This is a genomic window from Streptomyces sp. NPDC030991, assembly GCF_055571235.1.
In genome coordinates, this window is sequence record NZ_JBVIFR010000005.1 from 153,582 (window position 1) to 179,494 (window position 25,913).

Below are 25,913 nucleotides of genomic sequence, written 5' to 3' on the forward strand. Positions count from 1 at the left end.
CTTTCCGATCCAAGAGATGAGGGTGGCGTCATGGGCAACGCGACGATTCTGATTGTCACGGCCAGGTGGGACACGACCGCCTACGCGGCGGCTGAGATCCTGCGCAGGAACGGCCGGGAGTCGGCGTTCTTCTATCCCGAGGACATTCCGCAGCGCGCGCAGATCGAGTCGGTCTTCCGGCAGGGGAAGTGGTCCAACAAGCTGCATACCGAGGACGGGTTGATCGACCTCGACGACATCAAGGCCGTCTGGTGGCGCAAGCCCTACGTCTCCCGCCCCTCGAAGTCACTCTCCCGCGTGCAGTTCCCCTATGCCAGGCGAGAGAGCGAATACGCCGTGAAGGGGCTGTGGGAGCTGCTCCTCGCCAAGCCCGACGTCTACTGGATGAGCAACCCGCACAACATCCGCCGGGCCGGCAACAAGATGATCCAGATGGCCAAGGGCACGGCGCACGGCCTCACTTCGCCGAAGACCCTCATCACCAATGACCCCGAGGACGTGCGCCGGTTCTACGAGGAGACCTCCCAGAGGATGGTCTTCAAATCGATGACGGGCCCCTTCCTGCTGCCTGGAGAGGTGGAGGACGAGTACACGCCCGAGACCTTCGTCCCCGGCCTGCCGCTCGTCCGGCCGTTCACCGACGAGGACATGAAGCAGGTCGACAGCGTGCGGCAGAGCGCCTGCATGTTCCAGGAACTCGTCGAGAAGAAGCACGAGTTGCGCGTCACCGTCTTCGAGGACCAGATCTTCACCTGCCGGATCGAGTCCCAGAAGAACGACCTCACCCGCTACGACTGGCGTCGGCAGGACTCGCTCCCCCAGGCGACCGCCGGTGACCTCCCCGACTCCGTGGCGAAGGCATGTCTCGCGATGCTGGACGAGTTCGGGCTGCGCTTCGGAGCCTTCGACTTCATCGTGACGCCCGAGGACGAGCACATCTTCCTTGAGGTCAACCCGAACGGCCAATGGTTGTTCGTCCAGGAGTGGGTGCCGCAGCTGCGTCTCATGCAGACCTTCGTCGACATCATGGTGCGCAACTCCTGACCCACCCCCTGGGGCGCCGCCCCTTCTCCCCGCCCGACGTCATGAGGTCCCCCGTGAAGACGAACCCGCTGCCCGTCACCTCCTCCTCGGAGCAGTTCCTTTTCGGCGGTCCTCTGCTCTACGCCAACGGTTCGAGCACCCACGACGGGGCCTTCGCCCGGCTCGGCCTGTGGTCGGTGGTGCGGACCCTGCCTCCGCTCGTGCGCACCACCGTCCGGCTCGCCCGTGCCGCCGACCCGGCCGGGGTACGGCTGGTCGCCGGCGCCGAGACCGGGCGCGGTGTCGCCCAGGCGGTCGGCCTGGTCGCGGTCAACGCCGCGCTCGCGGCCGTGCTGGCCGACGGTGATCCGGCCGGCCGGCTGCGCCAGGCGTTGCCGTCGCTCGTCCTGGTCGCCGTCACCGCGGTACTGGGCGCCGTGTTCGCCGCCGTCTCCACCTACGGTGCGGGGCGGCTCGAACCCAAGGTGGAGCGGGCCGCGACCGAGCAGTACCTGGCGTGTGCCGCCCGGGTGGAGCTGGCCGCGCTGGAGGACGACCGTTTCCGGCGGCTGCTGGACACCGCCCAGTACGGTGCGCCGGCCGCCCGCCGGATGGTCGACCACTGCACACGTGTGATCGCCGCACTCTTCTCGCTGTTCGCCGCCGCCAGTGTGCTGACCGTGCTGCACCCGGTACTGCTGCCGCTGCTGACGCTGATGGTCGTCCCCCGCATGTGGGGGACGCTGGTCACCACCCGCCGCCGTTACGAGAGTTTCCGCACCTGGGTGCAGCACACGCGGGCCGGCCGGGTCCTGAGCACCGAGCTCACCGCTGTCGAGGCCGCGCCGGAGATCCGCGTCCACCAGGTCGGCCCCTTCCTGCTCAAGCACTTCCGCGGCATGTCCGCCAACTCCGAGGCCGAACAGACCCGGCTGGCCACCCTGGACGCGCGTACCGGCCTGTGGGTCGCGGGGTGGGCCGGACTCGCCGCCGCCGCCACCTACCTCACCCTGGGCGCGCTCGCCTGGAGCGGCGCCATGGCGATGTCCGTCGCAGGGACCGCGGTGCTCGCCCTGCGCACCGGGACGGCCAGCCTCGGCGGCATGGTGCAGGCGGTCAACAACCTCTATGACGAGAGCCTGTTCGTCGCGGACCTCGACCGTCTGCGCGTCCAGGCCGCGGACTGGGCGATCCCGTCCGGTGGTCTGCCGGTGCCGCGGCACACCCGCCGTATCACGTTCGACCAGGTCTCCTTCGGCTATCCCGGGACCGATCCGGCAGTACCTCCGGCGCTCGACGACGTCTCGCTCACCATCCCGACGGGCCGGATCACCGCTCTGGTCGGGGAGAACGGCTCGGGCAAGTCCACCCTGGTCAAGCTGCTCGCCGGGCTCTACCTCCCGAGCAGTGGCAGCGTCCTGTGGGACGACGTTCCCACCAGCCGGGCCGACCGGCAGCAGGTGTTCGGCCGGATCGCCATGGTGGCCCAGGACTTCAAGCGCTGGCCCTTCACCGCCCGCGTCAACGTCGTCATCGGTGACTCCGGCGTACCCGACGACGACGCCCGGCTGGAGGCCGCCGCCGACCGGGCGGGCGCCTCCCCGGTGGTGCGTGACCTGCCCCGTGGGTGGGACACCCTGCTGGCCCGCGGGTATCAGGACGGCCACCAGCTCAGCGGCGGACAGTGGCAGCGTCTGGGTATCGCTCGGGCCCACTACCGGGACGCTCCGGTCCTCATCGTCGACGAGCCCACCGCCGCGCTCGACGCCCGCGAGGAACAGCGGGTGTTCGACCAGATCCGCGAGCTGGCCGAGGGCGGGCAGACCGTCATCCTCATCACGCACCGCATGGCGTCCGTACGCCACGCGGACCTCGTGCACGTGCTCGACCGCGGCCGCCTCGTCGAATCCGGCAGCCCCGCCGAGCTGTTGGACCTCCCGGACGGGCACTTCCGCGGCCTGTACGAGATCCAGGCCGCCCAGTTCGACCGGACGGCCGACGCCGCCCGGCACGGGAGCCCGCCGCCGGTGAAGGCGGACCGCGCCTGACGCGGCGACGCTCGCGCGACCGCCCGGGCCACCAGCGCACGGGTCGCCGCCCCCTACGGTCACACATCATGGGGTCATACAAAGGCTGATGATTCCGTCAATGGTGTGGTTTGCCGGTTCGATCCGCCGTGCCACGCAGAGCCGCCCGGACACTGGACGGGAGCGGCAGACGCCGCCGGGGGGAGGCGGAATGAACGAGGGCATGGTCCTTGTCGCGGTACGGGAGCGTCGCCGCCGAGCAGCTGCACAAGATCAGCGAGGCGCTCGCGGCGCAGGGCTTCAGGATCCGCCGCGCCGACAGCGTCACCGACGCCCAGGCGGTGCTGCGCACCGAGGCCGGACTGGCCGCGGCATTGGTGGCCTGGGACCTGCCGGGCGCGGACGACGCGGAGGGGGGTGGTGGTGCGGTCCTCGAACAGGCCGGCCGACGCTTCCAGAACCTGCCGGTCTTCCTGGTCATGGCCGAGGAAGGACTACAGGGGTTGCCGCTGTGGGTGGCAGAGGCGGTGACGGGATACATCTGGCCGCTGGAGGACACGCCGGACTTCATCGCGGGCCGGATCACCTCGGCGGCGGCCGTCTACCAGGAGGCGCTGCTGCCACCGTTCCTCAAGGCTCTGCGACGCTTCGACCGGGGGCACGAGTACTCCTGGCACACCCCCGCGCACGCCGGGGGCGTCGCCTTCCTGAAGTCCGCGGTGGGACGGGTCTTCCACGACTACTTCGGTGAGCGGCTGTTGCGCAGCGACCTCTCGGTCTCCGTGGAGGGGCTCGGTTCGCTGTTCCAGCACACCGGCCCGATCGGCGAGGCCGAGCGCAACGCCGCGCGGGTCTTCGGCTCGGACGCCACGTACTTCGTCCTGCACGGGAACTCCACGTGCAATCGTCTGGTCGGGCACTTCAGCGTCACGCGCGACGAGATCGCGCTGGTGGACCGCAACTGCCACAAGTCGATGCTGCAGGCCCTGGTCGTCTCGGGCGCCCGGCCGGTCTACCTCGTCCCGACCCGCAACGGTTACGGGCTCGCAGGACCGCTCCCGCCGTCCGAGATCCACCCCGACACGGTGGCGTCCCGCATCGCCGCCAACCCCCTGACCCGCGGCGCGGTCTCGCCCGACGCCCAGTACGCCGCCTTCACCAACTCCACCTACGACGGCCTGTGTTACGACGCCGTCGCGGTGGCCCGCCTGTTCGCGGCGAGCACGCCCCGCCTCCACTTCGACGAGGCCTGGTTCGGCCACGCGCACTTCCACCCCCTCTATGCCGGGCGCTACGGCATGTCCGTGACCGAGGAGACGTTCCCGGAGCCCGGCCGACCCACCGTGTTCGCCACGCAGTCCACCCACAAACTGCTGGCCGCGCTCTCCCAGAGCGCCATGGTGCACGTACGCCCCTCGGACCGGGCGCCGGTCGAGCACGACCGCTTCAACGAGGCGTTGATGATGCACGGTACGACCTCGCCGTTCTACCCGATGATCGCCTCACTGGACGTGGCCACCGCGATGATGGACGGCCCGCAGGGGCGGTGGCTGGTCGACGAGGCGCTGGCCGAGGCCATCCGCTTCCGGCAGGAAATGGTGCGGCTGGGGCGCCGTATCGAGGCCGCGGGTGACCGGCCCGCGTGGTTCTTCGGCGTCTGGCAGCCCGACACGGTGACCGATCCGGCGGACGGCACGCAGTGGCCCTTCGACGAAGCGCCGGCCGACCTGTTGCGCACCGAGCCGTCCTGCTGGCACCTCGAACCCGGGGCCGACTGGCACGGTTTCCCCGAACTGACCGCGGGGCACTGCATGCTGGACCCGGTCAAGGTCACCCTGACGTGCCCCGGCATCAACGCCACCGGTGTCATGGCCGAGGCGGGCATCCCGGCCCGCGTGCTCACCGCCTACCTCGCCACCCGCGACATCGTGGTGGAGAAGACCGACGCCTACACGGCTCTGGTGCTGTTCTCGATGGGCATCACCAAGGGCAAGTGGGGCACGCTCGTCGACGCCCTGATGGACTTCAAGAGGCTCTACGACCAGGATGTCCCGCTCCACCGGGTACTGCCCGAGCCGCTTGCGGCGCATCCCGGCCGCTACGCCGGGCAGAGCCTGCGCCGGTTGTGCCAGGACATGCACGACCACCTGCGCGAGGCCCGCCTGGTGGAACTGCTCGACACCGCCTTCCAGCAGCTGCCCCGCCCCGTGGTCGCCCCGCAGTTCTGCTACGAGCGGCTGATCCGCGGTGGCACCGAGCGGGTACGCCTGGCGGACGCGGCGGACCGAGTGGCGGCCGCCATGGTGACCGTCACCCCACCCGGCATCCCCGTCCTGATGCCAGGAGAGAGCCTGGGCCGGCCGGACGGCCCGCTGCTGCGCTACCTGACCGCTCTGGAGTCCTTCGACCGGAACTTCCCCGGCTTCGGCAGCGAGACCCACGGAGTGACCCTCGACGCCGACACCGGCGATTACCTCATCGAATGCCTGCGCCCGGAAGCTCACGTCACCACCCGCAGTCACACCGCTGATTGAACAGTCCCCCTCCCTGCTTCGACTCTGTCAACTACGACGCCAGGTGCTGAGCAGCACGTCGGCCGCCGCGTGCAGCGTCGCCGCTGCCATCCCGTCGCGCAGCTGTGTGGAGAGGCCGAGGAGAAAGGAATGGACCATGGCGGTCACCGCGTCGACGTCGGTGTCCGCACCGAGTTCACCTGCGGCGACGCCCCGCTCCACGCAGGCTCTGATACGCACCCGGTCCGCTTCTCGCCGCGCCGCGACGGTCTCGCGCATTCCGGCGTGCTCCTCACCCGGCACCCGCGTGGTGCCGGACAGGGCGATCAGACAGCCGGTGGGGTGGGACTCGTCCGCCTGCATGTCGATCGAGCCGTGCAGCAGACCGGCCACGGCCTCCCGGGGGCTGATCGTGATGTCCTCGATGATGTCGACGGCACCGCCCGGCCCCTTCATGTAGTGCTCGACGACTTGCTTGAACAGTCCCTCCTTCGAGCCGAAGGCGCCGTACAAGCTCGCCGAGGACAGCCCGGTACCGGCTCGCAGCTGTGCCATCGAGGTCGCTTCGTAACCCTGCTCCCAGAACAGCCGCATCGCGGCCTCCAGTACGACTTCCATGTCGAAGGCGCGAGGGCGGCCTGCGGACGGCACATGAACCTCCTGCATCACAGAACGAGCACCCCTACCGAGGGAGTGCTTCCCTTCCCTCCATATTGGACCAACTGCTCCACAAAGTGCCAAGCGGCCGCACACCCGGGACGCCGACAGCCCGGACAGGCCGCGAGTGACGCTCCTCACTTCTGGATCGACTGATCCGAAACCCCTTGACCGAAACATACGGCTGGGACGAGTATTCCGGCATGATCGATCCAGAATACGGAAGGGGCGGCGCTGCCGCCCGCTCTCCACTGAGCCGCGCGATGCTGCTGTTGCTGGCCGTGACCTGCGGCGCGGCCGTCGCGAACATCTACTACGCCCAACCGCTGCTGCCCGTCATCTCCCAGGCCCTGGGGGTCTCCGAAGGGGCTGGAGGGCTGATCGTCACCGCGTCACAGATCGGCTACGCCCTCTCGCTGGCGCTGCTGGTGCCCCTGGGGGACGTGCTCGAACGCCGCCGACTGGTCAGCGGACTGCTCGCTCTGAGCGCCGTGGCCCTCCTCGGTGCGGCGGCCTCGCCCTCGCTGGGCGCGCTGTACGCCGCGGTGGCACTGGTCGGGGCGACCTCGGCCGTGGCGCAGATCGTGGTGCCGATGGCCGCCTCGTTGGCTGCCGATCATGAACGCGGCGCGGTGGTCGGCACCGTCATGAGCGGCCTGCTCATCGGCATCATGCTCGCGCGGACCGTTGCCGGGGCGCTGGCCGAATTCGGGAACTGGCGGCTGGTGTTCGTCTTCGCGGCGTTCGCCATGGTGGCCTTGGCGATCACCTTGCGCCTGGTGCTGCCTCCCGTACCGCCGACCGCGACGACGCCCTACCCCCGGCTGCTGCGGTCGGTGGTGACGCTGGTGCGCACCGAGTCCCTGCTGCGCAGGCGCATGGGCCTGGCCGCGGTCGGCATGGGCGGCTTCACTGTCCTGTGGACCGCCTCGTCCTTCCTGCTGGCCGGCCCCGTCTACACGTACGGGCCTGCGGTGATCGGGCTGTTCGGCCTGGTCGGAGTCGTAGGGGCCGCCGCGGCGACGGTGGCCGGCAGCTTGGCGGACCGCGGTCGTGGCCGTCAGGTGACCACCGGCGGGCTGATCGTGCTGACGGGCAGCTGGGGCGTACTCGCTTTCGCGGGCCGGGGCGGCGCGTTCGGTCTCGGTGCGCTGATGGTCGGCATCGTGGCGCTCAACATGGCCCAGCAGGCGTTGTTGATCAGCCACCAGAGCGTCCTCTACCGCCGTATCCCGCACGCCCGCAGCCGCGTCACCACAGCGCTCATGGTCTCCGCCTTCGCCGGCAGTACCGTCTCGTCCGCCCTGACGGCCGCGCTGTATCCGCTCGTGGGCTGGGCGGGGGTATCCGTGCTCGGCGCGGTGATCGCACTGATCGGCGTCGCGATCTGGTCCCTGGAACTGCTCCGCCCCAGCCCCGCGGAACCGCTCGCCGACCCGTCGGCGGACGAAAACACCCCCGCGGTCCCCGCCTCCACCCCTGGCGCCGACCACGCCCACACCCGCGTCGAGGAGACCGCCCGTGCCTGAGATCCGCCGCGTGGCGATCCTCGACGACCACCAGCACGCAGCACACCATTACGCGTCGACTGGGGCTCCGCGCCTGAAGGGTCCCAACTCGCCTACTTCCACCACCACTTGAGTGTTCCTGACGAAGTGGTCGCCGCACTGCGTCCATTCGACGTGGTCGTAGCGATGCGCGAACGCAGCCCCTTCCCCGCCGAGGTGCTCGGCAGGCTGCCGAACCTTCGCCTGCTGATCAACACCTCGCGGGCGCCTGTCGTCGACGAGGCGGCGTTGCTGGCCACGCTGCACGCCGGAGCATCGACGCACTCGACGACATCCGCGCCTACGCCGCAGGCGATCCGGGCCACGTACTCACGCCGTGAGCCGACCGGACACCACCACCGCGACACACGAACAAGGAAGACGCCCCGCCATGACCACCAGCGAGCAGACCCACGCCGCCCACCCCCACCACGACCCCGCTGACGGTTCGGGCGGCCGTATGCCACACCTGTGGACGCGGACCCTGGGCGAACTCACCCTCACCTACGTCCCCGACGCAGGCGTCCACATGATTCCCACCCGGGTCTACCCCTCCTCCGCCGAAGGCGACTGGTCGGAGCACCGTCCCCATATGACGGACGCCGGCCACCTGGCCATGGGATGCGGTGCCCTGCTCGTCGAGCGTGGCGGAACGCGCCTGCTCCTCGACGCCGGCCATGGCCGCATCTCTGGCGAGGACCCGGAACACTTCCAACACCGCTTCGACCACGTGAAGTCTCTTCCCGAGCATCTGGAACGCCTGGGCATCGACCCGGCCACGCTGGAGACGGTCGCCTTCACCCACCTGCACGACGACCACACCGGCTGGGCCCGGCCGGACGCCGTCGCCGGCGGGCGCAGCCTGTTCCCCCACGCGCGCTGGATCGTCGGGGCAGGGGAACTGCGGGGTCCGGACCCCGCCGACGGCCCACGGCTCGCCGGACAGAGCGAACGGACCACAGCCGTCACCGACGGAACAGAGATCGCCGAGGGCGTACGCGCCTGGGCGCTGCCCGGGCACACCCCCGGACACACGGCCTGGATCCTCGACACCGGTGACGGCCGCCGCGTCGTCGCCTTCGGTGATGCGATGCACTCCCCCGTTCAGATCCAGCACCCGGACTGGGAAGTCGTCCTCGATCACGACCGGGGCCAGGCCGAAACGTCACGCCGTCGGCTCGTGGAGTTCCTGGGCCAGGACGGCGTCCTCGGCTTCGGCGTGCACTTCGCCGACCAGCAACTCGGAACCGTCGACGCCACCGGCCGCTGGTGCCCGGTGCTGTGACGTGGCCTACGGGACGCCGACGTCTCCGTCGGTTCCCCGCCGGCGGCCGAGACGGGCATCGGCGGCGCACCAGCCCCTACGACCGAAGGATCACGCAAGGCCGTCATCTCACTCTCAAGTCGGACGGAAGTCAGGGCCGCTCGGCTGATGTTGTTGGCGCACGCCACCTGAAAGATCGTTCCTGTCCGATCACGACCTGAAGGAACGAATACGTGCGTAGACGATGTCTCGGGCCCCTGTTGGCTGTCAGTGTCACGGCAATGCTGGCTCCAGCACTCGCCGTCCCGGCGGCCGCCGCCCCGGCCGACACCCCCTCGGTCGCTTCTCTGCCCGCCGCCGAGGGCGCGCTCGGCCGATACGTGAGCCAGAGGCCGCAGTGGAAGCGGTGCGACGCCGACACTCCGGCGGAGTTCGAGTGCGCCACGATCGAAGTCCCGCTGGACTACCGGGTTCCCGGGGGCAAGCGCATCGACATGGCCATTTCCCGGATCAGGAGCACCGCGGGCGGCAAGCGTCACGGTGTCCTGTTCTCCAACCCGGGCGGCCCGGGGATGGAAGGGCTCTACATGCCGATGAACATGCAGGACAGGCTCCCGAAGTCCGCGCGGCAGAAGTACGACCTCATCGGCTTCGACCCGCGCGGTGTGGGCCAGAGCAGCCCGGTCTCGTGCGGTCTGGGGCCCGAGGACGAGAACTGGCTGCGGCCGTACAAGGAGGAGACGTTCGGCAGGGACGTCGCCTGGGCCCGCGATGTCGCGAACAAGTGTAAGGAGAAGGCGGGCGACACGCTCCCCTACATCACCACGCGCAACACCGCACGCGACATGGACCTGCTCCGGGCGATCCTCGGCGAGAAGAAGATCTCGTACGTAGGTACCTCGTACGGCACCTACCTGGGGGCCGTCTACACCCAGCTCTTCCCGGGCCGGACCGACCGGTTCGTACTGGACAGCGCGGTCGATCCGGCGCGAGCCTGGCGAGGGATGATCCAGTGGTGGGCGCAAGCCGCCGAGCCCGCGTTCGACCGGTGGACCGAGTGGGCCGCCAAGCGTTCGGAGAAGTACGGCCTCGGTGACACCCCCAAGGAGGTCGACCGGACTTTCTGGGACCTGGTGGCGCGAGGCGACGAGAAACCCATCGAGGTGGACGGGCAGCCGACCACCGGTGATGACATCCGGAGCGGCATGCGCGGGGCGGTCCACACTCCCAAGGACGCCACGGAGGCGGTCGTGGAACTGCGCAAGGCCGCGGTCGGCAAGCCGGCCTCATCGAAGAAGCTCACGGCGTTCGCAGGAGCCAAGGATGCCGGTGCGGAAGGCAACACAGCGGCCTTCGTAGGATCCAAGGAGGCTGGGGCGGAAGGCCAGGTCGCTGACGCCGTCGAGGTGCCGTCCGACAACGCGATGGCGAGCCTCTTCGCCGTGATGTGCGGCGACGACTCGGCCGTGTGGCCCCGCGATCCTGAGAGCTACCGGCAGGACGCGATGAAGGACAAGAGCCGGTATCCGCTCTACGGTGACTTCGCGTCCAGCGTCAAACCTTGCGCGTTCTGGGACAAGTCCGTGGAACCGGCGACCAAGGTGAACAACGAGGCCGGCGCCCTGATAGTCCAGAACGAGTGGGACCCGCAGACCCCGCTGCCCAGCGGCCAGGCCCTGCACGCCGACCTGAAGCGATCGGCAATGATCACTGTCCTCGGCGGCGAAGGCCACGGCGTCTACCCGAGCGGCAACGCGTGCACGGACAACACGGTCAACAACTACCTGCTCACCGGCAAGCTCCGGGCGAAGGACGTGACCTGCGAGGCGAAAGCCGACTCGACCGTGGAGACATGGAAGAACCAGAAGCAGGACGATCGGAACTGACGAGCTCCGGCTCTGCTACCGCGGTCTCGGCGGGCGGTAGCCGCCTACCACTCCGCCCACTCCGCGCGCGCGTGTATCGCGTCCGCCGCGTCCACGGCTCCGTCGAGTCGGTCAAGGCAGCCGGTCACCCGTCGTCCTCCATTCGTGCCGGTGCCTCGCCGGGCCTCTCCAAGGTGCTTCGGTAGAGGTCGAGGATGGGGCGTTCCGGCGAAATGACGTCGACGGGCAAGTCGGTCACGTCGAAGAACTGCGCCTTGGTGTTCTCCACCAGGTCGAGCACCACTGTGGCCCTGGGAGGCAACGAGGCCACGTAGGCGGCTGTGACGTTGTGGACCTCGTCGCCGTTCGGGTAGCGGTAGAAGAACTCCGGTCCGGAGAACACGCCAAGGAGGCGCAACTCACCGACGGCGACTCCCGTTTCCTCCATGACTTCCCGGCGAGCGGTGTCCTCGAAGGACTCGCCGGGATCCATCAGCCCGCCGGGCAGACCCCATCCGCCTGTGTCGGCACGCCCGAGCAGCAGTACTCGCCCTTGCCCGTCGGTGATGACCACCGACGAGCCTGGGAAGATGACCGGCCGGTTCCCCAGCAGGGCACGGAGTTCGGCCACGTAGTCGTTCATCCCTGCCCCCTTGATCATGCTGCTTGCGTCGAGCCGCTAAGGCCGCTGGCCCGGCTTGTCGACGACGGCTCGCTCGATGATCGCGCTGGAGCCGGTGATTTCGCCCTTCTTCTGGCCGTCCGGTAGGTCTTCGACGGCGACGATACGTTCTCCGAGGAATCGCTTCGTCTTCTTGTCGAAGATCAGCTCTTGGCGCTCGCCGTCGCTGACACGCGCGACGGCCACACCGTGGCGCCCCGCCGCGTCGACCGCGTCCGGAACGACGACTACCCCTGGGATCTTGGCTGCGGCCCGGTAGAGGGCCGCGCTCTGGGCGGGCGGCATCAGGCTCTCGTACGACAGGTCACCGACCTGTACGAAAGTGTTCTGGTCGTCACTCATGCCCCCTTCACTGACCTGGCGCAGCCACTTCAGCATCTTGTCGGGGTCGGTCGGCAGGCGGAGCAGGTTCCGGTAGTTGGTGGCAGTCTTGTCGTGCGGAGAATCGGGGTCCAGGGCCATCTCATCTGCGCCCTCGTGATCCAGCTCGCGAAGCAGCCCGGTGTGCGTGCCGTCCACCGAGAGCCAGACCTCCCGCCTGTGGATGGGCTCCAGCTTCGCCTTCTTGCCTTCCTGGTGCCTGGTGTAGCCCACCTTGCTCTCGACGTACACGAATTGATCGTCGCGAATGCCACCGGGAACTCTCTCGTGTGCGGCCACCACTGCGATGTCCTCCAGCAACGCCACGGCCTCCCTGGTCGGCGGTTGCGCGTTCGCGCCTCCGCCGGACGACGGGAGGAGCACCAGGGTGACGGCCGCTGCGGTGGCGACGGCCGCCGCGGCGAACGCGGGCCGCAACCACTTCTTGCCTACGGAAGCCTGGGCGGGCGTCCCGGTCTGCCGGATCTCGGTCATCAGATGCTCCTTGAGGAGTTCATGACGGCCCGGCGGAAGGCTCTTCTCGGGAAGCTCAGTCATCGGTTCCCCTCCTTGATGGGCCCGACCGCAGGAGTGCGGTCATCTCTCATCTGTCCGCGCCCGGAAGGCGGTTCCATGTGTTTCGCGAGTTTTGTTCTTGCTCGGGAGAGCCGAGATCGTACGGTTCCGACAGGCACCCCGAGCGCCTGGGCCGCCGCCGTGTAGTCGAGCCCCGCCCAGACACAGAGGGCCAGTACCTCCCGATCCGCCCGGCGAAGCTCGGACAACGCCGTCCGCACAAGGGCTAGTTGCGCCGAGTCGTCGAGGCGAGCGGCGACCTCGTCGGCGAAGTCGCGCTCGCTCACCTCACGCGGTAGGCGCGCGACGGCTGCCGCGTGTCTGCGCGCCGCCCGGCGCGTGTTGCGCGTGACGTTGGTGCCGATCCCGAGCAGCCAGGGCCGCAGCGAGCCACCTTCCTCATTGACCCTCTCGCGTAAGCGCCATGCGTCCAGGAACGTCAGCGACACGACATCTTCGGCCTGCGCCCAGTTACCCGTAAGCCGGAACGCGTGGTTGTAGACGGCACGTGCGTATGCGTCGAAGAGCTCACCGAAAGCACCTGGGTCCCCCGTGCTGATGCGTTTCCGCAGAGTCGTATCCACACCTTCCATCTGTCCGTACGACGGAGACCGGTTCCAGTGACTCACGTCATAGAGGGTCGGCCATGCTCATGGAGGCGGCTGACACCACTTCCTGGGTTGCGTACGATCCGCTGGTGATCACACGGTTCTTCGACGCGCCGCTCGCCGTCCGGCCGACGCTGCTCGCCACCGTGGGCCCTCTCACGCACGCTTTCGCAGCTGGCTCGGCCAGGAACTTTCGAGCCTCGTGCTGTTGGTCGGCCTCACAGACTGCCGACCCGAGTTCGACTTCATTCGGAGGATCCATGAGACGTGCGCCCGTACTCGCCTCGGTCATCTTGTTCGCTGCCCTGCTCACAGCATGCGCGCAACAGGAGCCTGAGCTGCGCCCCAACCGCTCAGCGGGGGAAGGCGCCTGGTACGCGAGCACGAAGCCCGAGCGTCAGGAGTATTGCGCGGCGTACCGCGCGGACGATCCGCAGCACCCCGTCAAGATCCCTCGGTACACGTCGGCCGAGTCGCGGGACGAGTTCGCTGACGACTTCTACGAGGTACTGAAGAAGAAGTGCTGAGGCCGCCGCCGACGAACGACGGGTGCGGCGACGCAATGGGGAGGAGCTCGATTGCCCCCCGATGCCGGGCGCATTGCCTTGTCCGAGGCGGAGATCACCTGATGCCCGATCGTGATCCACGGGGGTGCAACCCCGTGTGGATACCGGCTGTCTGAGAAGCGCCGGAGGACGAATCTCCGGCGCTTTTCGGTACAGAGATCGGGGATCAGGTGGGGAAAAAGATCTGGAGAGCTGTCGTGGCCGGTGGCGCGGCGGCGGTGTTCACGGGTGTCGCCGCGGTGCCGGCCGGGGCGGCCGAGGGCGGGGTCGCGTTCACCCGTATGAAGGTGAACGGCGGCAAGCCGATCGTGATCGGGGTGTCGAAGGAGGTCGCGGTGCCCACCTCCTTCCGGATGGCGACCACCCACAAGTGGAAGTTTCCGGCAGTGTTCCTGTACCGCGGCAGTACGGGTGACCGGCTGTGGCACGCCATCGAGACGAGCGACTGCGTCAAGGTGAGCCCGGGCGTCTGCGACTTCAACGAGAGGATGTACTTCGACCCGAGTGTGTGGGACATGCACAACAGCGAGGCCGGAGCCTGGAAGGTCGCGGCCGAGGTGTCCTTCCAGGGCGGTGGCGGTGACACCGACGATGCGGGCCTCACGGCCTACGTCAAGCGCTGCTCCCGCCTGACCGTGAACGCCTCGCCCGAGCCGGTGTCCAAGGGAAAGACCATCACCGTCAGCGGAAAGGTCACGCGGGCGAACTGGGAGACGAAGAAGTACGCCTCCTACGCGGACCGCCTGGTGACCCTGCAGTTCAAGCCCACCGGAGCCACCTCCTACACCACGGTGAAAAAAGTCCACGCGAACAGCTCGGGCAATCTCAGGACAACCGTGAAGGCGTCCAAGACGGGTACATGGCGCTGGGTGTACTACGGCAACACCACCACCGGGCCGTCGACTTCGGCCGGGGACAACGTCGTCGTGAAGTGAGTTCCACGGGCTGCCTCCCGACCTGGCCGCTCGGCGTGGCGCCGGGTCGCCCGCTCGTGACGTGGTGCTGCCCCCGCCGGGTGTGACTGGTGGGGGCCGCGGTGTGAGGAGGCGGCGGTGTGCGGGGGCGGCTAACAGCTGTTGGCGACTTCGGAGTTGGTGCAGGTGTCGGACCCATTGCCCCCGTTGGCGACGTCGGTTCCGGCGCCACCATTGATGGTGTCGTTGCCGTTCCCGCCGTTGATCACGTCGTTCCCGGTGTCCCCGTAAAGGGTGTCGTTGCCGTTGGTGCCATTGATGACGTTCGCGGCGGCGGTCCCGATCTGGGTGCAGCCGTGGCCGTTGCCCACGGTGGTGTTCTCACTCGCGTCGGTGTTGTTCGCGACCGGGTCGCTCTGGGTGGCGGTGGTCGTCGCGGTCGCGGTGGTGGTGCCGGTCGCCTGCGGTTCCAGGCCGATGGCCACAGTGGCCGAGGCACCATCGGCCAGGGTCCCCAGGGCGCAGGTCACGGTCGAAGCGGCGGTGGTGCAGGAGCCCTGGCTGGGCGTGATCGTGCCGATGACCTGGGCGGATCCGGTGAAGGCGACCACAGTGGTCACGGAGGTCGCGGCCTGCGGGCCGTTGTCGGTCACGGTGACGGTGTCGGTGAACCCGTCGCCGAGTGCGACCGGATCGGCGGAGTCGGAGACCGTAGTGGCCAGGTCGGCGCCGGCCGGCGGTGCGGTGTAGGTGTACTGGTCGGCGGGGGTGACAGGGCTGTTCCCCCAAGCGCCGATGGCGCCGTAGGCGACGATGTCGACGGTGCCGGCGGCGTGAGCGGGCGCGGTCGCGGTGAGGGTGGTGTCCGTGTCGACCGTGAACGTGGCCTCGTCCGCCCCGAAGGTCACTTTCCGACGAGGCAAGCCGGGCATGAGCGGCGGAAGGGCCCAGCGGTCGATCCACGTACGCGGGTGTAGGCGTAGAGGTTGCTCTCCTTGCCGGAGGGGTCGGGCTGGGTGAAGCGGCCGAGCCCTGGGTCGTAGTAGCGGGCGCCCATCTTGTACAGGCCGGACGGGTCGAGGTAGATGCCGGTGTAGCGGTAGGGCTGGTCGGTGCCGCTGGTGGTGCGGGCTTCGCCATAGGGGCCGTATATGTAGGTCGCGGTGCACTTGCCGCTCGCGTCGACCAGGCCGATGACACTGCCTTGGACGTCGGTGACGTGGTACTGGCTTGCTCCGCCGCTCGTTATGTCAGTCAGCCTGTCCGGGGCCTAGCAGAGGAGACCGGACTCGTAGCAACTGTCGGTCCCGACGCGCAATAACGGTTTATCGCTGTGCAGTGGTGGGAGCCCGGGCCCACAAGCAGGCCTGGGCTCCAGCCACTGCGGTTACTTACGGCGTTTCACTAGGTGGACGAGGAAAATCACGGCTAGCACCGCGACGATGATGCCGAAAACTATTCCCAGCCAGGGCGGCCCATCAGGGCCCCCGCCCGGAGCTGCAAACTCAATCATCGTTGCCTTCCTTCGTCACCATGTCTTCTTGATCTTTGCCGAACACCCCGGCTTGGCGCTGTAGTCCGTGCTTACCCCGGCCGACGTCTCGCCCTGCGTGCTGGCCGAAGCCCGGTAGAAGCCGGCGGAGCACTCAGCCTCTCCGGTCCAACCCGCTGAAGCGTCGCTCGCGCTCGCTTCGTACCCGCCGCTGACTCCCGGGGTTCCTGCTCCCAAAGAGAGGCTGGGGTGAATGCCGCCATCGTCGTTGACGCTTACCCCGCCCCCGATGCAGCCGCCGAAGGCACAGACCTCCAGATTTACCCCTTGCGATGACAGTCCCGAGGCGTCGCTGCGGTTGACGGGGTCGCCCGCCGCGTAGGCGTAGAGGTTGCTCTCCTTGCCCGACGGGTCGGGCTGGGTGAAGCGGCCGAGCCCTGGGTCGTAGTAGCGGGCGCCCATCTTGTACAGGCCCGACGGGTCGAGGTAGGTGCCGGTGTAGCGGTACGGCTGGTTGGTGCCGCTGGTGGTGCGCGCCTCGCCGTACGGGCCGTAGCTGTAGGTGGCCGTGCGCTTGCCGGAGGCGTCGACCAGGCCGATGACGCTGCCCTGGACGTCAGTGAGGTAGTACTGGCTCGCCCCGCCGGTCGTCATGGCTGTCAGATTGCCCGAGGCCTCGCGGACGAAACCGGTGGAGTTCTCGCGGGTCATGCCGGTCGCGGCGTTGGTGAAGGTGGAACTGCCGCGCGTGAGGCGGTCGTTGTTGTCAAGCCCCGCGTAGGTGTAGGTCGACGCGGTACCGGAGGCCGTCAGCGCGGACAGCTGGGCGTAGGGCGTCCACTGGCCGCCCGAGCGGGTGCCGGTGGGTGAGGCGGCGGAGGTCTCGTTGCCGTCACCGTCGTAGGAGAAGCCGGTGTTGCCGCCGAGCGAGGTCAGTTCGTTGGCGTTGTTGTACTCGCGGATCGACTGGGTGTCGGCGCAGGCGGGCAGGCTGGTGCCGGTGGAGCGGCCGGTCATGTTGCCGGCCTCGTCGTAGCAGTAGGCCCAACCCGCGGTCGTGGCGCTGTCCTTGGTCTCCACGGCCTTGGTCAGGCGGCCCTTGGAGTCGTAGGTGTAGGCGGTGGCGGCGCCGTCGGTGGTCCGCTTGTAGATCTTGTCGCTGTCCTTACCGGACTTGTTGTAGTCGTAGGTGATCGTGGACAAGACGGTGGTGCCGTTCTTGACCTCGATCTTCTGAGCGCGGCTGGACTTGTCGTAGTCCGTCTTCTGCACCGTGCCGCCAGGGTAGGTGGTCGTGGTGCGGTCGCCGTTCTTGTCGTAGTCGTAGGTGGTCTTGGCGCCGCCCGGCTGGGTCAGGGTGGTGAGCTGGTTGGCGTCGTTGTAGTCGTAGGTGAGGGTGCCGCCCGCGTCGGTGGCGGTCTTGACGTTGCCCGCCTCGTCGTACGTCACCGAACTCGCCCCGCCCGCCGGCAGGGTGCGGGTGCGTTCGCGGTTCTGCTCGTCGTAGGTGTAACTGCTGGTGCCTGCCGGTGAGGTGCGGGACCTGATGTTGCCGTTGGTGTCGTAGCCCAGGGTCGTGAGCTTGCCGTCACTGGTCTGCGTCTTCAGCCGGTCGCGCTTGTCGTAGGTGTAGACCGTCTTGACGCCGCGGCCGTCGGTGACCGTGTCGGTGCGGCCCAGGGCGTCGTAGGTGTAGGTGATGTCCTCCTGCGCGGAGGGGCGGTCGACCTTGGTCAGGTTGCCCTTGGGGTCGTACGTGAAGGACGTCTTGTTGTCCTCGGGGTCGGTGGCCGAGCAGCGCTGGCCGGGCAGGCCGCCGCAGTCCATCGTGCCGGACTTCGGGTTGTAGTCGTAACTCCACTTGGCGCCGTCGGAACCGGAGGTGGTGTCGGTCTGCGACATCATGTTGCCCGAGGTGTCGTAGCCGTTGGTGACCTTGTCGCCGCTCGCGGAGGTGAGCGTCTCGGGGTAGTGACCACCGGACTTCTGGGTCCAGGCCGCCGTGGACTGCGCACCCGTGGGCTGCGTGGCGGTTTTGGGGTTGAACGAGTCGTCGTAGTCGAACTTGACCGTGTTGCCCGGGGTCGACCCGACGCCCATGCCGTCGACCGCGCTGGTGACGTTGTTGTCCGGCCCCCACGTCTTGGTGCGTTCGCGGTCGAGCGGGTCGAGGGTCTTCTTCACGCGCCAGCGGGCGTCGACCGTCTTCTCGGTGTTCTTTCCGCGCGGGTCGGTGATGCGGGCCACGCCCTCGGCCTCGGTGCCCGGCTGCGGGAGGATGTAGCGGAACGCGGTGGTGGCGCCGGTGCCCGCGCTCTTGTCGACGACCCGGGTGATCGACGCCAGGAGGTTGGTGTTCCAGGTGAACCGGGTCTCGTACCCCTCCGGCGTGGTCACCTTCGTCATGCGGTGCGAGGTGTCGTAGTCGAAGAGCGTGACCTTGCCGTCGGTGTCGGTGAACGTCTTCAGGTCGTTCCCCGACCACGTGTACGAGGCGAAGCGGCCGGTGTTGTCCGTGACCTTGGTGATCTGCTTGCCGTCGTTGTCGAAGGTCAGCGTGCGCCCGGACGCCGCGGTGATCTGAGGCCCTTGTGGCGTTGGCAGGAATGGCGTCGAACATCAGTCACTGCCGAAATGCGGTTGACAAGCGCTTTCCCTAACACGCCTGACATGCCTCCGACGACACGTACCGCACGCACCCGCCGGACTGTCTACGCGGACGGGGTGGCGCCGCTGCCGACCGTACGGGCAAGGGGGCGCCATTCACGCTGGGCGGTATTGCCGAGGGAGCTGCCGAGGACGCTGCCGACCCCGATGGCGGCGGTGGCGACGAAGGCAAGCAGAGCGTACGCACCCGCCCCCGAGACGTGCAGCGCGGCTTGGAGGAGGCTGCGGTATACGTCCGGGCCCGGCAACAGGGCCCCGGCGATACCGGGCACCACCAGGGAGCGGGCCGGAAGGCGCAGCCTGGGGGCCACCGCGCCGGCCGCCGCACCGAGGGCCACTGCCCCCGTGAGAGTGGCGACCGGCGTCGGCTGGTCCAGGAACCGCTGGGTTCCGTTGTTGATGAGACCGGCGAACACCCCACCGGCGACCGCCCAGGGCAGCAGGCGGGGCGGCCCGCCCATGAAGACGGCGTTGCCGAGGGAGCCGATGGCCGAGGTCAGCAGGGCGGCGGCGAGCGGAAGGGTACGGAAGGCGGTGTCCTGGGCCTGCACATCGGTGTGACGCAGCAGGAAGCCGACAAGGGAGACGCCGCCGACGATGGCCGCGAAGAAGAGCCCCACGCTGATGATCCGGCCGCTCGCCATGGAGCGGAACCCGGAGATCGCGTCCTCCACCATGCTGACCAGGGACAGGATGGGCAGCAGGATCACCACGTTGGCGGCGGCGACGCTTGCGGCCTCGCCGCCGGTCAGCACTCCGGCGTCGGCGAGCAGCAGGGCGGATCCGATCGCGCATGCGGTCTGCAGCGACGTGACGTAGAAGGACTGGAGGCCACTCTTTCCGAGGGCCCAACTGACGCGGTTGCTGATGACGAAGACCAGCGGGGAGACGAGCGCGGCCTTGAGGGTGCCCGAGGCGAGGACGCAGAGCATCGCGGCGAGCGTGGCGCCGCCCAGCACCGCGGTCCACCAGGGCCAGATGCCCTTGCGGGAGATGATCCGGTTCAGGGCGCGGTCGGCGGCCGCGGGCGACGTGTCCTCGCGCAGGATGTGCCGGGTGAGGGCGTGCAACTGGTCGAGCTGGTCGAGGTCCCGGCTGTCCTCCGAGCCTGTCACCGCCATCAACAGCAACGGAGGGACACCTTGTGGGGCGTACTGGGCCTGGATCGTCCGGGAGGTGATGTCGACGCTGATGTTGTCCATCCGCCAGCGTGCCGTGATCGCGATGACGGCCGCGTCGATGGCCTGTGTCTCCGCGCCGGCGAGGAAGAGTTCCCGGGCGTGGCGGAGGGCGAAGCGCAGGCAGGCGATGGCGGTCTCGTCGTCCACCTGCTCCGGAACGGGAAAGGGGAAGCTCTCGAACTCGGTGCCGTAGAGCCGGTCGAGCGCCGTGGACTCGTCCCTCTGTCGGCGTTCCTGGCGCTCCCGCCGGGCATGGCGTCTTTCGAGGAAGGACTTCCGTGACATGGCGCCATCGGCCTTTCCGGGTGGATACAAGTCATGCAGATACGGGGCATTTCGTCAGAAGGTGACTCTAGCCACTGAAGTCTGCTGCTTGGCCGAGAGGCCGCCTCGCGCCCGCCGTCGGGAAACGGACGGCCGCGGGTGCGAACACGGGAGCGCGCGGGGATCGAAAGGCGGGATCGACGGGCGCGGCACGCGTGCGGGCAGGGCCAGACGGTCTGGCCCTGCCCACCGCTGTGCTGTCGTGCGGGACCGATGGCCGGGTGGGCCGGGTCAGCTGTGGGACACGTTGAGCCCGTAGAAGGCGACGCGCGCGCCCTTGGTCGTGCTGTCGGACGACGACTGGTTGTACGAACCGGCCTTGAAGTACTGCTTGTACGGGAAGAACGACGACGGTATGGCGTAGTGCGTCGTGCTGCCGTTCACGGTGATGTCGAGCGTGTTCCCGCCGGAGACCGCGATGCTGTAGCTCCACGTCTTGCCCACCGGCACGTGGCCGACGGTGTGCGACGTCTGGCCGCCCGAGGGGGAATTCTCCGTGCCCACGACGATGTCGCCACTGGCCCGGTAGTACAGCTCCACCAACGGTTTGGTGGAGCTGCCACCGGTGCCGAGGTGGATCTGGCCCACGCAGACGTTGGACGTGACGGAGACGACGCGCAAGGTCGCGTTCAGCTGGTGACTGCCGCTCAGGGACCAGTTGGCCGCGCTCCCGCTCCGGTTCATCTCGCGCAGCTCGGAGCGGGCGTAGTTCGAGTTGGGTGTGGTGACGCCCTTCTCCGGCGCCCAGAACGTCATCGCGCCGTCGCGGGTGTCGGTGTAGAAGTACGCGTCCTGGAAGCCGTTGGCGCCCTGGAGCCGCGATGAGGGGATGGTGGTCGGCGAGCCGGGCGAGCCGACGGGTTCCTGGAGCTGCCACACGGACAGATCGAAGTTGCCGCCGGGTGCCTTCCCGGGATCGGCCGCGCCGGCGCTCGGGCCGGTCAACAAGGTGAGGGCGCCGACGAGTCCGACGACGGTGGCGGTGGAAAGAGCCTTGGTTCTGGTCATGGTGGGGGGTTCCTCCAGGTGCCGAGACGAGGACGGAGGTTCTCATACATGAACGGCGAGTTCATTTCTGAACCCGTCCATGCGGCGAAAGTAAAGGTATGGACCAGGCGCGTCAAGGGGTGGCACAGACACATCGGCCGGGCGCGACGGCCGCGGCGCATCAGGCCTGCCCGGCCAGGTGGGTGTGTCCTCGAAGCGCTCTACCGGAGTGGGGCCGGGGGCCGTACGCGGGGAGCGCGTCACCCCCACGCCGGCGCCCGAGCGCCCCTGCGGGCACCGGCTCAGTCCAAGCCCGGTGCCCGCGGTCGGACCGCGCCGGCCGCCGGGGAGCAAGAAGACGGCCGGTTCAGCCCGTGGACCCACCCTCCTCCGCGCAAGCCACGGAACCCGAACCGGCACGACGTACTTCTCCTACGCCGCCGCCACATCCGCACCGTCCGAACCCTCCGGCGCCCTCGCGTACGCGACGCCCGGCGCCCGCCCGAACCGCCCGTTCATTACGACGACTTGCGCACCGCTGCCTGCCGGCTCATGGACCGCGCGAGCCTCCGCCGCGGACGGCTCACCGGTCCGGTCTCGCGCGCCGAAGACCTGGCGGGCTCCATCGACCGGGCCGCTGCCGTCCCGGCGCCGCACTCGGTTTCACCGGGTCACGGCGCCGGAACTCGGCTCGCGGGTGGAGCGGGCATGTGGTCAGTAGACGGTGTCCACCGGGCGGGAGCCGTTCACGGCCGCTCCGAGCTGGGGGATGCCGACCCAGTCCATGTCGAGGTCCTTCGGGCCGATGTACTGGGCGCCGGCCGTGCCGATCGCCGTGCCGTCGGAGGGCAGCGTGGTGAGCGAGCCGTCCATGTTGTTGTCGGCGCGGGCGCCGGAGAGCAGGTCGGCCTTTCCGTCCTTGTTCAGGTCGGCCAGGTGGACCTCGCCGCCGAACTCCCCCGAGCGCCAGCCGCTGTCGGGGACGCCGGCAGTGCCCTGCCACAGCCACTGCACGGAGTTGGTGGTGTCCGCGCCGGACGCCGAGCCGCGCAGCACAGTCACCGTGCCGGCGCTGTAGATCACACCGCTGCCGCCGGGGGCCACCCGCAGGTTCTCCCTGGGGGTGCCGACGGCCAGCTCCATCTTGCCGTCGCCGTTGACGTCACCGAGCGCGACGTCCCCGCCGAACCGCTCCCACGCCTCCGGGTCACCGGGGATCGCCCCGGACGCCTGGGTGATGGTCTGGGTACGCGAGGAGGGGCCGTTCTTCCCGCCGTACGTGACGACGACCTTGCCGCCGGGGAGCTTGTCCGGGCCGGCCGTGGCCCACCAGGTGCCGGTGGCGATGTCGCCGTAGCCGTCGCCGTCGATGTCGCCGATCGCGCTGTTGGAGCCGCTCGGCATCAGCTTGGCGGAGGACGCCTTGGGGCCGCCGCTCGCGCCGGGCAGGTAGTAGTTGACCTCGTGGTGCTTGCCGCCGGAGACGTTGCGGCTCTGGCCGGTGACGAGGAGGTCGGTGCGGCCGTCCTTGTTCACGCTGCCGGCCACGAGGTTGAGGATGCCGGCGTGGGTGTTCGAGTACAGGGGCAGGGCGAGGGCGGCCCGGGCACCGGGCTTGCCGCTCCGGGAGATGCCCTTGGAGAAGACGTGCAGAGTGCCGGAGGACGTGCCGACGGCCAGGTCCGTGCGGCCGTCGCCGTCGAAGTCGCCGGCCGCGAGGGACTGGCCGTAGCGGTCGTGCTGCGTGGGCGCAGGGTCGACGACGTCGGCGCCGCCGGTCAGCCCGGACGCCGAGCCCCACACGATCTGGACGAGGCCGTTGTCGATGTCGCTGTCGACGTCCTCCTTCGTGACGCCGATCGCGAGGTCGGCGTAGCCGTCGGAGTTGAAGTCGCCCGCGGCGGTCGCGGTGCCGAAGTAGTCCCCGGCCTCGGCCACGCCCGGGATGCCCGGGGTGTTCTGGTCGAGGGTCTGGTGCCGGGCGGCACTGGCGCCGTTCGCCGACCCGTACAGCACGGAGACGGTGCCGGGCCGGGGGAGGTTCGCAACCCTGGCGCCGGGTGCGGAGACCACGACGTCGCGGAAGCCGTCGCCGTTGAAGTCGCTCTCCACCTTCGCGGTGGCGGCCGACCCCGCCCCGGCGGCGCCGACGAGCAGCCCCCCGGTCAGGGCGACGACGGCGCTCGTGGCGAGGGCGGTACGGATGTGTTGATGCACGTGAAGTCTCCGGAGGTTCTGGCGAACTGTGGACACCCGCGCACACGAACAGGTGTTGCACGGGTGAACAGGTGACGCACAGGAGACTTCGCGGAGTGGATGAAGGTTGTACGGACCCACGCAACTCGCCGGACCCCTCCTGCGACTGCGGGCACGGCGACCCCTCCGACGACTCGGCGCACAAGCAGCCGGATCCGGCCACGGTACTGAGCCGGAAGGCGCAGGTCGAGAACGCTTTCCGGACCCCGGCGGCTTGGGTGGCCTCCAGGACAAGGGCGCCTACGTCACCACGGCCGACGGCCATCTCGACTGCCCCAGCGGGCAGGAGTGCAAGGGCAAGTGGTTCCCATAGTCGGCAACGAGCGCCGGGCCTAGTCCACCGCGACCCTGCCCATCCGTCCTCGTCGTCCAGACCTCCGACGGCCGGCTTGCTGGAAGGTGTGTCGTCGGCCTTACCGTGAAACGCCGTCGTTGACCTCATCGCGGGTCGCGGGCACAGCGCCCTTGCGCCGGCCGGTGGTCCTGGTGCCGCGGAGGCCGAGGACGGAGACCGCCGTTCCCAGCAGCACCATGACCACCGGGACCACGAGGGCAGTGCGGTAGGCGTCCAGCACCGCTTCAGGTGAGCCATCGGTGCCGGACACGGCGATCCCGTACACCGCGGTCACCGCGGAGATCCCGACCGCTGAGCCGAACTGGGTGAACGTGTACAGCAGTCCACCGGCCAGGCCCTGCTCCTCCTGGGCCACGCTGTCGGTCGCCGCGATGGTGAGCGGACCGTAGGCGAGGGCGAAGGCGGCGCCCGCGATGATCAGGCTCGGGAACATCGCCGCGTATGACCAGTCCCTCTCGACCAGCAGGAAGAGCCCGTAGGCCACGATCGCCAGCAGGAAGCCTCCGAAGATCACCCGGCTGTTGCCGTAGCGGTTCACCAGGCGCGGGGTGAGGGTGGGCGCCAGTACGGCGTCGCAGCCCATGGCGATCAGTGCGAACGCGGTTTGCAGGGAGGACCAGCCGCGCAGCTCCTGCAAGTAGAGCGTGACGATGAACTGGAAGCCGAAGAACGCGCCCAGGAAGAGCAGGGCGCCGACATCGGCCCGCACCATCGCGGCTTTGCGGAAGATCCCCAGCCGGACGAGCGGCGCTTTGGCGCGCTGTTCGATCACGATGAACGCCCCCACCAGCGCCAGCCCGGCGGCGAGCGTGCCGAGGGTCGGTCCGAGCCCGTCGCCGCGGTGCTCGAGCCGGACGATGCCGTAGGCGAGCAGCAGCATCGCGGCGGCAGCGGTGGCGGCGCCGACCAGGTCGTAGCCGTGTTGTGCGGGCTCGGGGCGGGCCTCGGCCGGCAGCAGTCTGAGCGCCGCGAGCAGGAGGGCGCCGGCCAGGAACACCGGGGCGAAGAAGACCCAGCGCCAGCCGAGTTCGGTCAGCAGCCCGCCGATGACCAGGCCCAGGGAGAAGCCTCCGGCGCCGACACCGGCGAAGACCAGCAGGGCCTTGTCGCGCTGTGGCCCCTCCGGATACGAGGTCGTGATGATCGACATGGCGGCGGGGGTCATGAAGGCCGCCGCCACGCCGGTGACGAACCGGGCCACGACCAGCATCCAGCCGTCGGTCGCGAAGCCGCCCAGCATGGAGAAGACCAGGAAGACGCCGAGCCAGGTGAGGAACATCCGTCGCCTGCCCAGCAGATCGGCGACGCGGCCGCCGAGCAGGGTGAAACCGGCGTAGCCGAGCACGTAGCCACTCATCACCCACGCCGCGGTGCCGGTACTCAGACCGAGATCGGCGCGGATGGTGGGCACGGCAACGGCCAGCATGGCGACGTCGCTGCCCTCAAGGAAGATCGTTCCGCACAGGACGAGCAGCAGGGCCCAGGCTCGTCCGCTCGTGCGGGCCGTCGGGTCGGCGGTCACGGATCCGCTCTTCACCTGCTGAGTCGCTCGGCCGGTTCATCGGCGACGGTCGCCGTCCGTCGCGGGCCCCGCGCGAGCCCAGCCGCGTCGCCCGCGCCCGCACGTCGCACCATCCATCCCGGAGCCCCCACGGTTGCCATGGACGCGACCGTACCGAGCAACGAGCAACCGAGGCCACACCTTTTGTCTGTACGGGCCGGGGGCGCGCTCGGCGAGCAGACCGACGCCAGGTGCTACGCGAGTACGCCGAGAACCGGGGGCCCTACAACATCGCCTTCGGGTCGGTGTCGCCTTCCCTGTCGGTGACGCCGTTTTTGAGGACCCAGGCTCTGAGGAGAGCCTCGTAGTCCTCTCGACTGAGGTCTTCGCAGCCGCTGGGTCTGTTGGTCTCGGTGGCTTCGAAATGGCTTGCGTTGGAGCTGAGGGCCTTCTGGCATTCGGCCTGTTTGTCGAGGACGGCGTTCCCGCATGCGGTGAGGGCTGCGGTGAGTGTGGCGATGACGGCCAGAGCGGCGCGGGTCTTCATG

The 25,913-nt window shown here is 69.1% G+C and carries 21 protein-coding genes; 9 read left to right on the forward strand and 12 right to left on the reverse strand.

The genetic code is table 11. The annotated features are described in order from the left end of the window. Nucleotides 1-30: 30 nt before the first annotated feature. The 3 genes from ACZ45E_RS11970 to ACZ45E_RS11980 all read left to right on the forward strand — a co-directional run bounded on the left by ACZ45E_RS11970 (nucleotide 31) and on the right by ACZ45E_RS11980 (nucleotide 5,584). Complete coding sequence (locus ACZ45E_RS11970; RefSeq protein ID WP_468219516.1) at nucleotides 31-1,044, forward strand: MvdC/MvdD family ATP grasp protein; 1,014 nt, start codon at nucleotides 31-33, stop codon at nucleotides 1,042-1,044. A 41-nt stretch (nucleotides 1,045-1,085) separates the two neighbouring features. Continuing rightward, entirely contained in the window at nucleotides 1,086-3,071 is a 1,986-nt protein-coding gene (locus ACZ45E_RS11975) for an ABC transporter ATP-binding protein (RefSeq protein WP_468219518.1), read from the forward strand. Between the two features lie 209 nt (nucleotides 3,072-3,280). Continuing rightward, nucleotides 3,281-5,584, forward strand: a complete 2,304-nt coding sequence (locus tag ACZ45E_RS11980; protein WP_468219521.1) for an Orn/Lys/Arg family decarboxylase — start codon at nucleotides 3,281-3,283, stop codon at nucleotides 5,582-5,584. Between the two features lie 27 nt (nucleotides 5,585-5,611). On the opposite strand, the gene ACZ45E_RS11985 is transcribed toward ACZ45E_RS11980, so the two are convergent. Next, nucleotides 5,612-6,214: a TetR/AcrR family transcriptional regulator gene (locus ACZ45E_RS11985; RefSeq protein ID WP_468219523.1), complete on the reverse strand. Its 603-nt coding sequence runs from the start codon at nucleotides 6,212-6,214 to the stop codon at nucleotides 5,612-5,614. Between the two features lie 209 nt (nucleotides 6,215-6,423). Between ACZ45E_RS11985 and ACZ45E_RS11990 the strand changes: the two genes are divergently transcribed. The 3 genes from ACZ45E_RS11990 (at nucleotide 6,424) to ACZ45E_RS12000 (ending at nucleotide 10,917) form a co-directional block, all read left to right on the forward strand. Further along, nucleotides 6,424-7,749 (forward strand): MFS transporter, encoded by a 1,326-nt coding sequence (locus ACZ45E_RS11990; protein ID WP_468219525.1) that lies wholly within the window; start codon nucleotides 6,424-6,426, stop codon nucleotides 7,747-7,749. Nucleotides 7,750-8,158: 409 nt separating this feature from the next. Further along, on the forward strand, nucleotides 8,159-9,052 hold the full coding sequence (locus tag ACZ45E_RS11995; RefSeq protein WP_468219528.1) for an MBL fold metallo-hydrolase: 894 nt from the start codon (nucleotides 8,159-8,161) through the stop codon (nucleotides 9,050-9,052). 260 nt (nucleotides 9,053-9,312) lie between these two features. Beyond that, the gene (locus tag ACZ45E_RS12000; protein WP_468219530.1) at nucleotides 9,313-10,917 is read left to right on the forward strand and encodes an alpha/beta hydrolase; all 1,605 of its coding nucleotides are present in this window, start codon (nucleotides 9,313-9,315) and stop codon (nucleotides 10,915-10,917) included. Between the two features lie 124 nt (nucleotides 10,918-11,041). Here ACZ45E_RS12000 and ACZ45E_RS12005 read toward each other — a convergent pair whose 3' ends face one another. The 3 genes from ACZ45E_RS12005 to ACZ45E_RS12015 are packed head-to-tail and all read right to left on the reverse strand — an operon-like array spanning nucleotide 11,042 to nucleotide 13,107. Beyond that, nucleotides 11,042-11,539: an NUDIX hydrolase gene (locus ACZ45E_RS12005; protein WP_468219532.1), complete on the reverse strand. Its 498-nt coding sequence runs from the start codon at nucleotides 11,537-11,539 to the stop codon at nucleotides 11,042-11,044. 36 nt (nucleotides 11,540-11,575) lie between these two features. Then, nucleotides 11,576-12,496 carry a CU044_5270 family protein gene (locus ACZ45E_RS12010; protein WP_468219534.1) on the reverse strand — a complete coding sequence of 307 codons (921 nt, stop codon included), beginning with the start codon at nucleotides 12,494-12,496 and terminating at the stop codon, nucleotides 11,576-11,578. Beyond that, the gene (locus ACZ45E_RS12015) at nucleotides 12,493-13,107 is read right to left on the reverse strand and encodes an RNA polymerase sigma factor (protein ID WP_468220046.1); all 615 of its coding nucleotides are present in this window, start codon (nucleotides 13,105-13,107) and stop codon (nucleotides 12,493-12,495) included. The genes ACZ45E_RS12010 and ACZ45E_RS12015 overlap by 4 nt, the downstream gene beginning before the upstream one ends. A 275-nt stretch (nucleotides 13,108-13,382) precedes the next feature. On the opposite strand from ACZ45E_RS12015, the gene ACZ45E_RS12020 reads away from it, so the two are divergent. Both ACZ45E_RS12020 and ACZ45E_RS12025 read left to right on the forward strand, forming a co-directional pair. Further along, the gene (locus ACZ45E_RS12020; RefSeq protein ID WP_468219536.1) at nucleotides 13,383-13,649 is read left to right on the forward strand and encodes a hypothetical protein; all 267 of its coding nucleotides are present in this window, start codon (nucleotides 13,383-13,385) and stop codon (nucleotides 13,647-13,649) included. A gap of 209 nt (nucleotides 13,650-13,858) precedes the next feature. Further along, nucleotides 13,859-14,623 (forward strand): hypothetical protein, encoded by a 765-nt coding sequence (locus ACZ45E_RS12025; protein ID WP_468219538.1) that lies wholly within the window; start codon nucleotides 13,859-13,861, stop codon nucleotides 14,621-14,623. Nucleotides 14,624-14,754: 131 nt separating this feature from the next. Here the strand turns inward: ACZ45E_RS12025 and ACZ45E_RS12030 are convergent, their stop codons facing one another. The 3 genes from ACZ45E_RS12030 to ACZ45E_RS12040 form a co-directional block, all read right to left on the reverse strand. Next, nucleotides 14,755-15,510, reverse strand: coding sequence for a calcium-binding protein (locus ACZ45E_RS12030; RefSeq protein WP_468219540.1), 756 nt, complete (start codon nucleotides 15,508-15,510; stop codon nucleotides 14,755-14,757). Continuing rightward, nucleotides 15,507-15,860, reverse strand: coding sequence for an RHS repeat-associated core domain-containing protein (locus tag ACZ45E_RS12035; RefSeq protein ID WP_468220049.1), 354 nt, complete (start codon nucleotides 15,858-15,860; stop codon nucleotides 15,507-15,509). The genes ACZ45E_RS12030 and ACZ45E_RS12035 overlap by 4 nt, the downstream gene beginning before the upstream one ends. Before the next feature lie 270 nt (nucleotides 15,861-16,130). Beyond that, a complete protein-coding gene (locus ACZ45E_RS12040) occupies nucleotides 16,131-18,500 on the reverse strand; it encodes an RHS repeat-associated core domain-containing protein (RefSeq protein ID WP_468219543.1) in 2,370 nt (789 codons plus the stop codon). Nucleotides 18,501-18,528: 28 nt separating this feature from the next. Between ACZ45E_RS12040 and ACZ45E_RS12045 the strand changes: the two genes are divergently transcribed. Further along, nucleotides 18,529-18,678, forward strand: a complete 150-nt coding sequence (locus ACZ45E_RS12045; RefSeq protein WP_468219545.1) for a hypothetical protein — start codon at nucleotides 18,529-18,531, stop codon at nucleotides 18,676-18,678. Nucleotides 18,679-18,805: 127 nt separating this feature from the next. On the opposite strand, the gene ACZ45E_RS12050 is transcribed toward ACZ45E_RS12045, so the two are convergent. The 5 genes from ACZ45E_RS12050 to ACZ45E_RS12070 all read right to left on the reverse strand — a co-directional run bounded on the left by ACZ45E_RS12050 (nucleotide 18,806) and on the right by ACZ45E_RS12070 (nucleotide 25,912). Continuing rightward, nucleotides 18,806-20,227 (reverse strand): threonine/serine exporter family protein, encoded by a 1,422-nt coding sequence (locus tag ACZ45E_RS12050; protein WP_468219548.1) that lies wholly within the window; start codon nucleotides 20,225-20,227, stop codon nucleotides 18,806-18,808. Between the two features lie 270 nt (nucleotides 20,228-20,497). Further along, on the reverse strand, nucleotides 20,498-21,274 hold the full coding sequence (locus tag ACZ45E_RS12055; protein WP_468219549.1) for a polysaccharide lyase family 7 protein: 777 nt from the start codon (nucleotides 21,272-21,274) through the stop codon (nucleotides 20,498-20,500). A 693-nt stretch (nucleotides 21,275-21,967) separates the two neighbouring features. Beyond that, nucleotides 21,968-23,470 carry an FG-GAP-like repeat-containing protein gene (locus ACZ45E_RS12060; protein WP_468219551.1) on the reverse strand — a complete coding sequence of 501 codons (1,503 nt, stop codon included), beginning with the start codon at nucleotides 23,468-23,470 and terminating at the stop codon, nucleotides 21,968-21,970. Between the two features lie 452 nt (nucleotides 23,471-23,922). Beyond that, nucleotides 23,923-25,386 carry an MFS transporter gene (locus ACZ45E_RS12065; protein ID WP_468219554.1) on the reverse strand — a complete coding sequence of 488 codons (1,464 nt, stop codon included), beginning with the start codon at nucleotides 25,384-25,386 and terminating at the stop codon, nucleotides 23,923-23,925. 262 nt (nucleotides 25,387-25,648) lie between these two features. Continuing rightward, a complete protein-coding gene (locus ACZ45E_RS12070; RefSeq protein WP_468219556.1) occupies nucleotides 25,649-25,912 on the reverse strand; it encodes a hypothetical protein in 264 nt (87 codons plus the stop codon). Nucleotide 25,913: the final 1 nt, after the last annotated feature.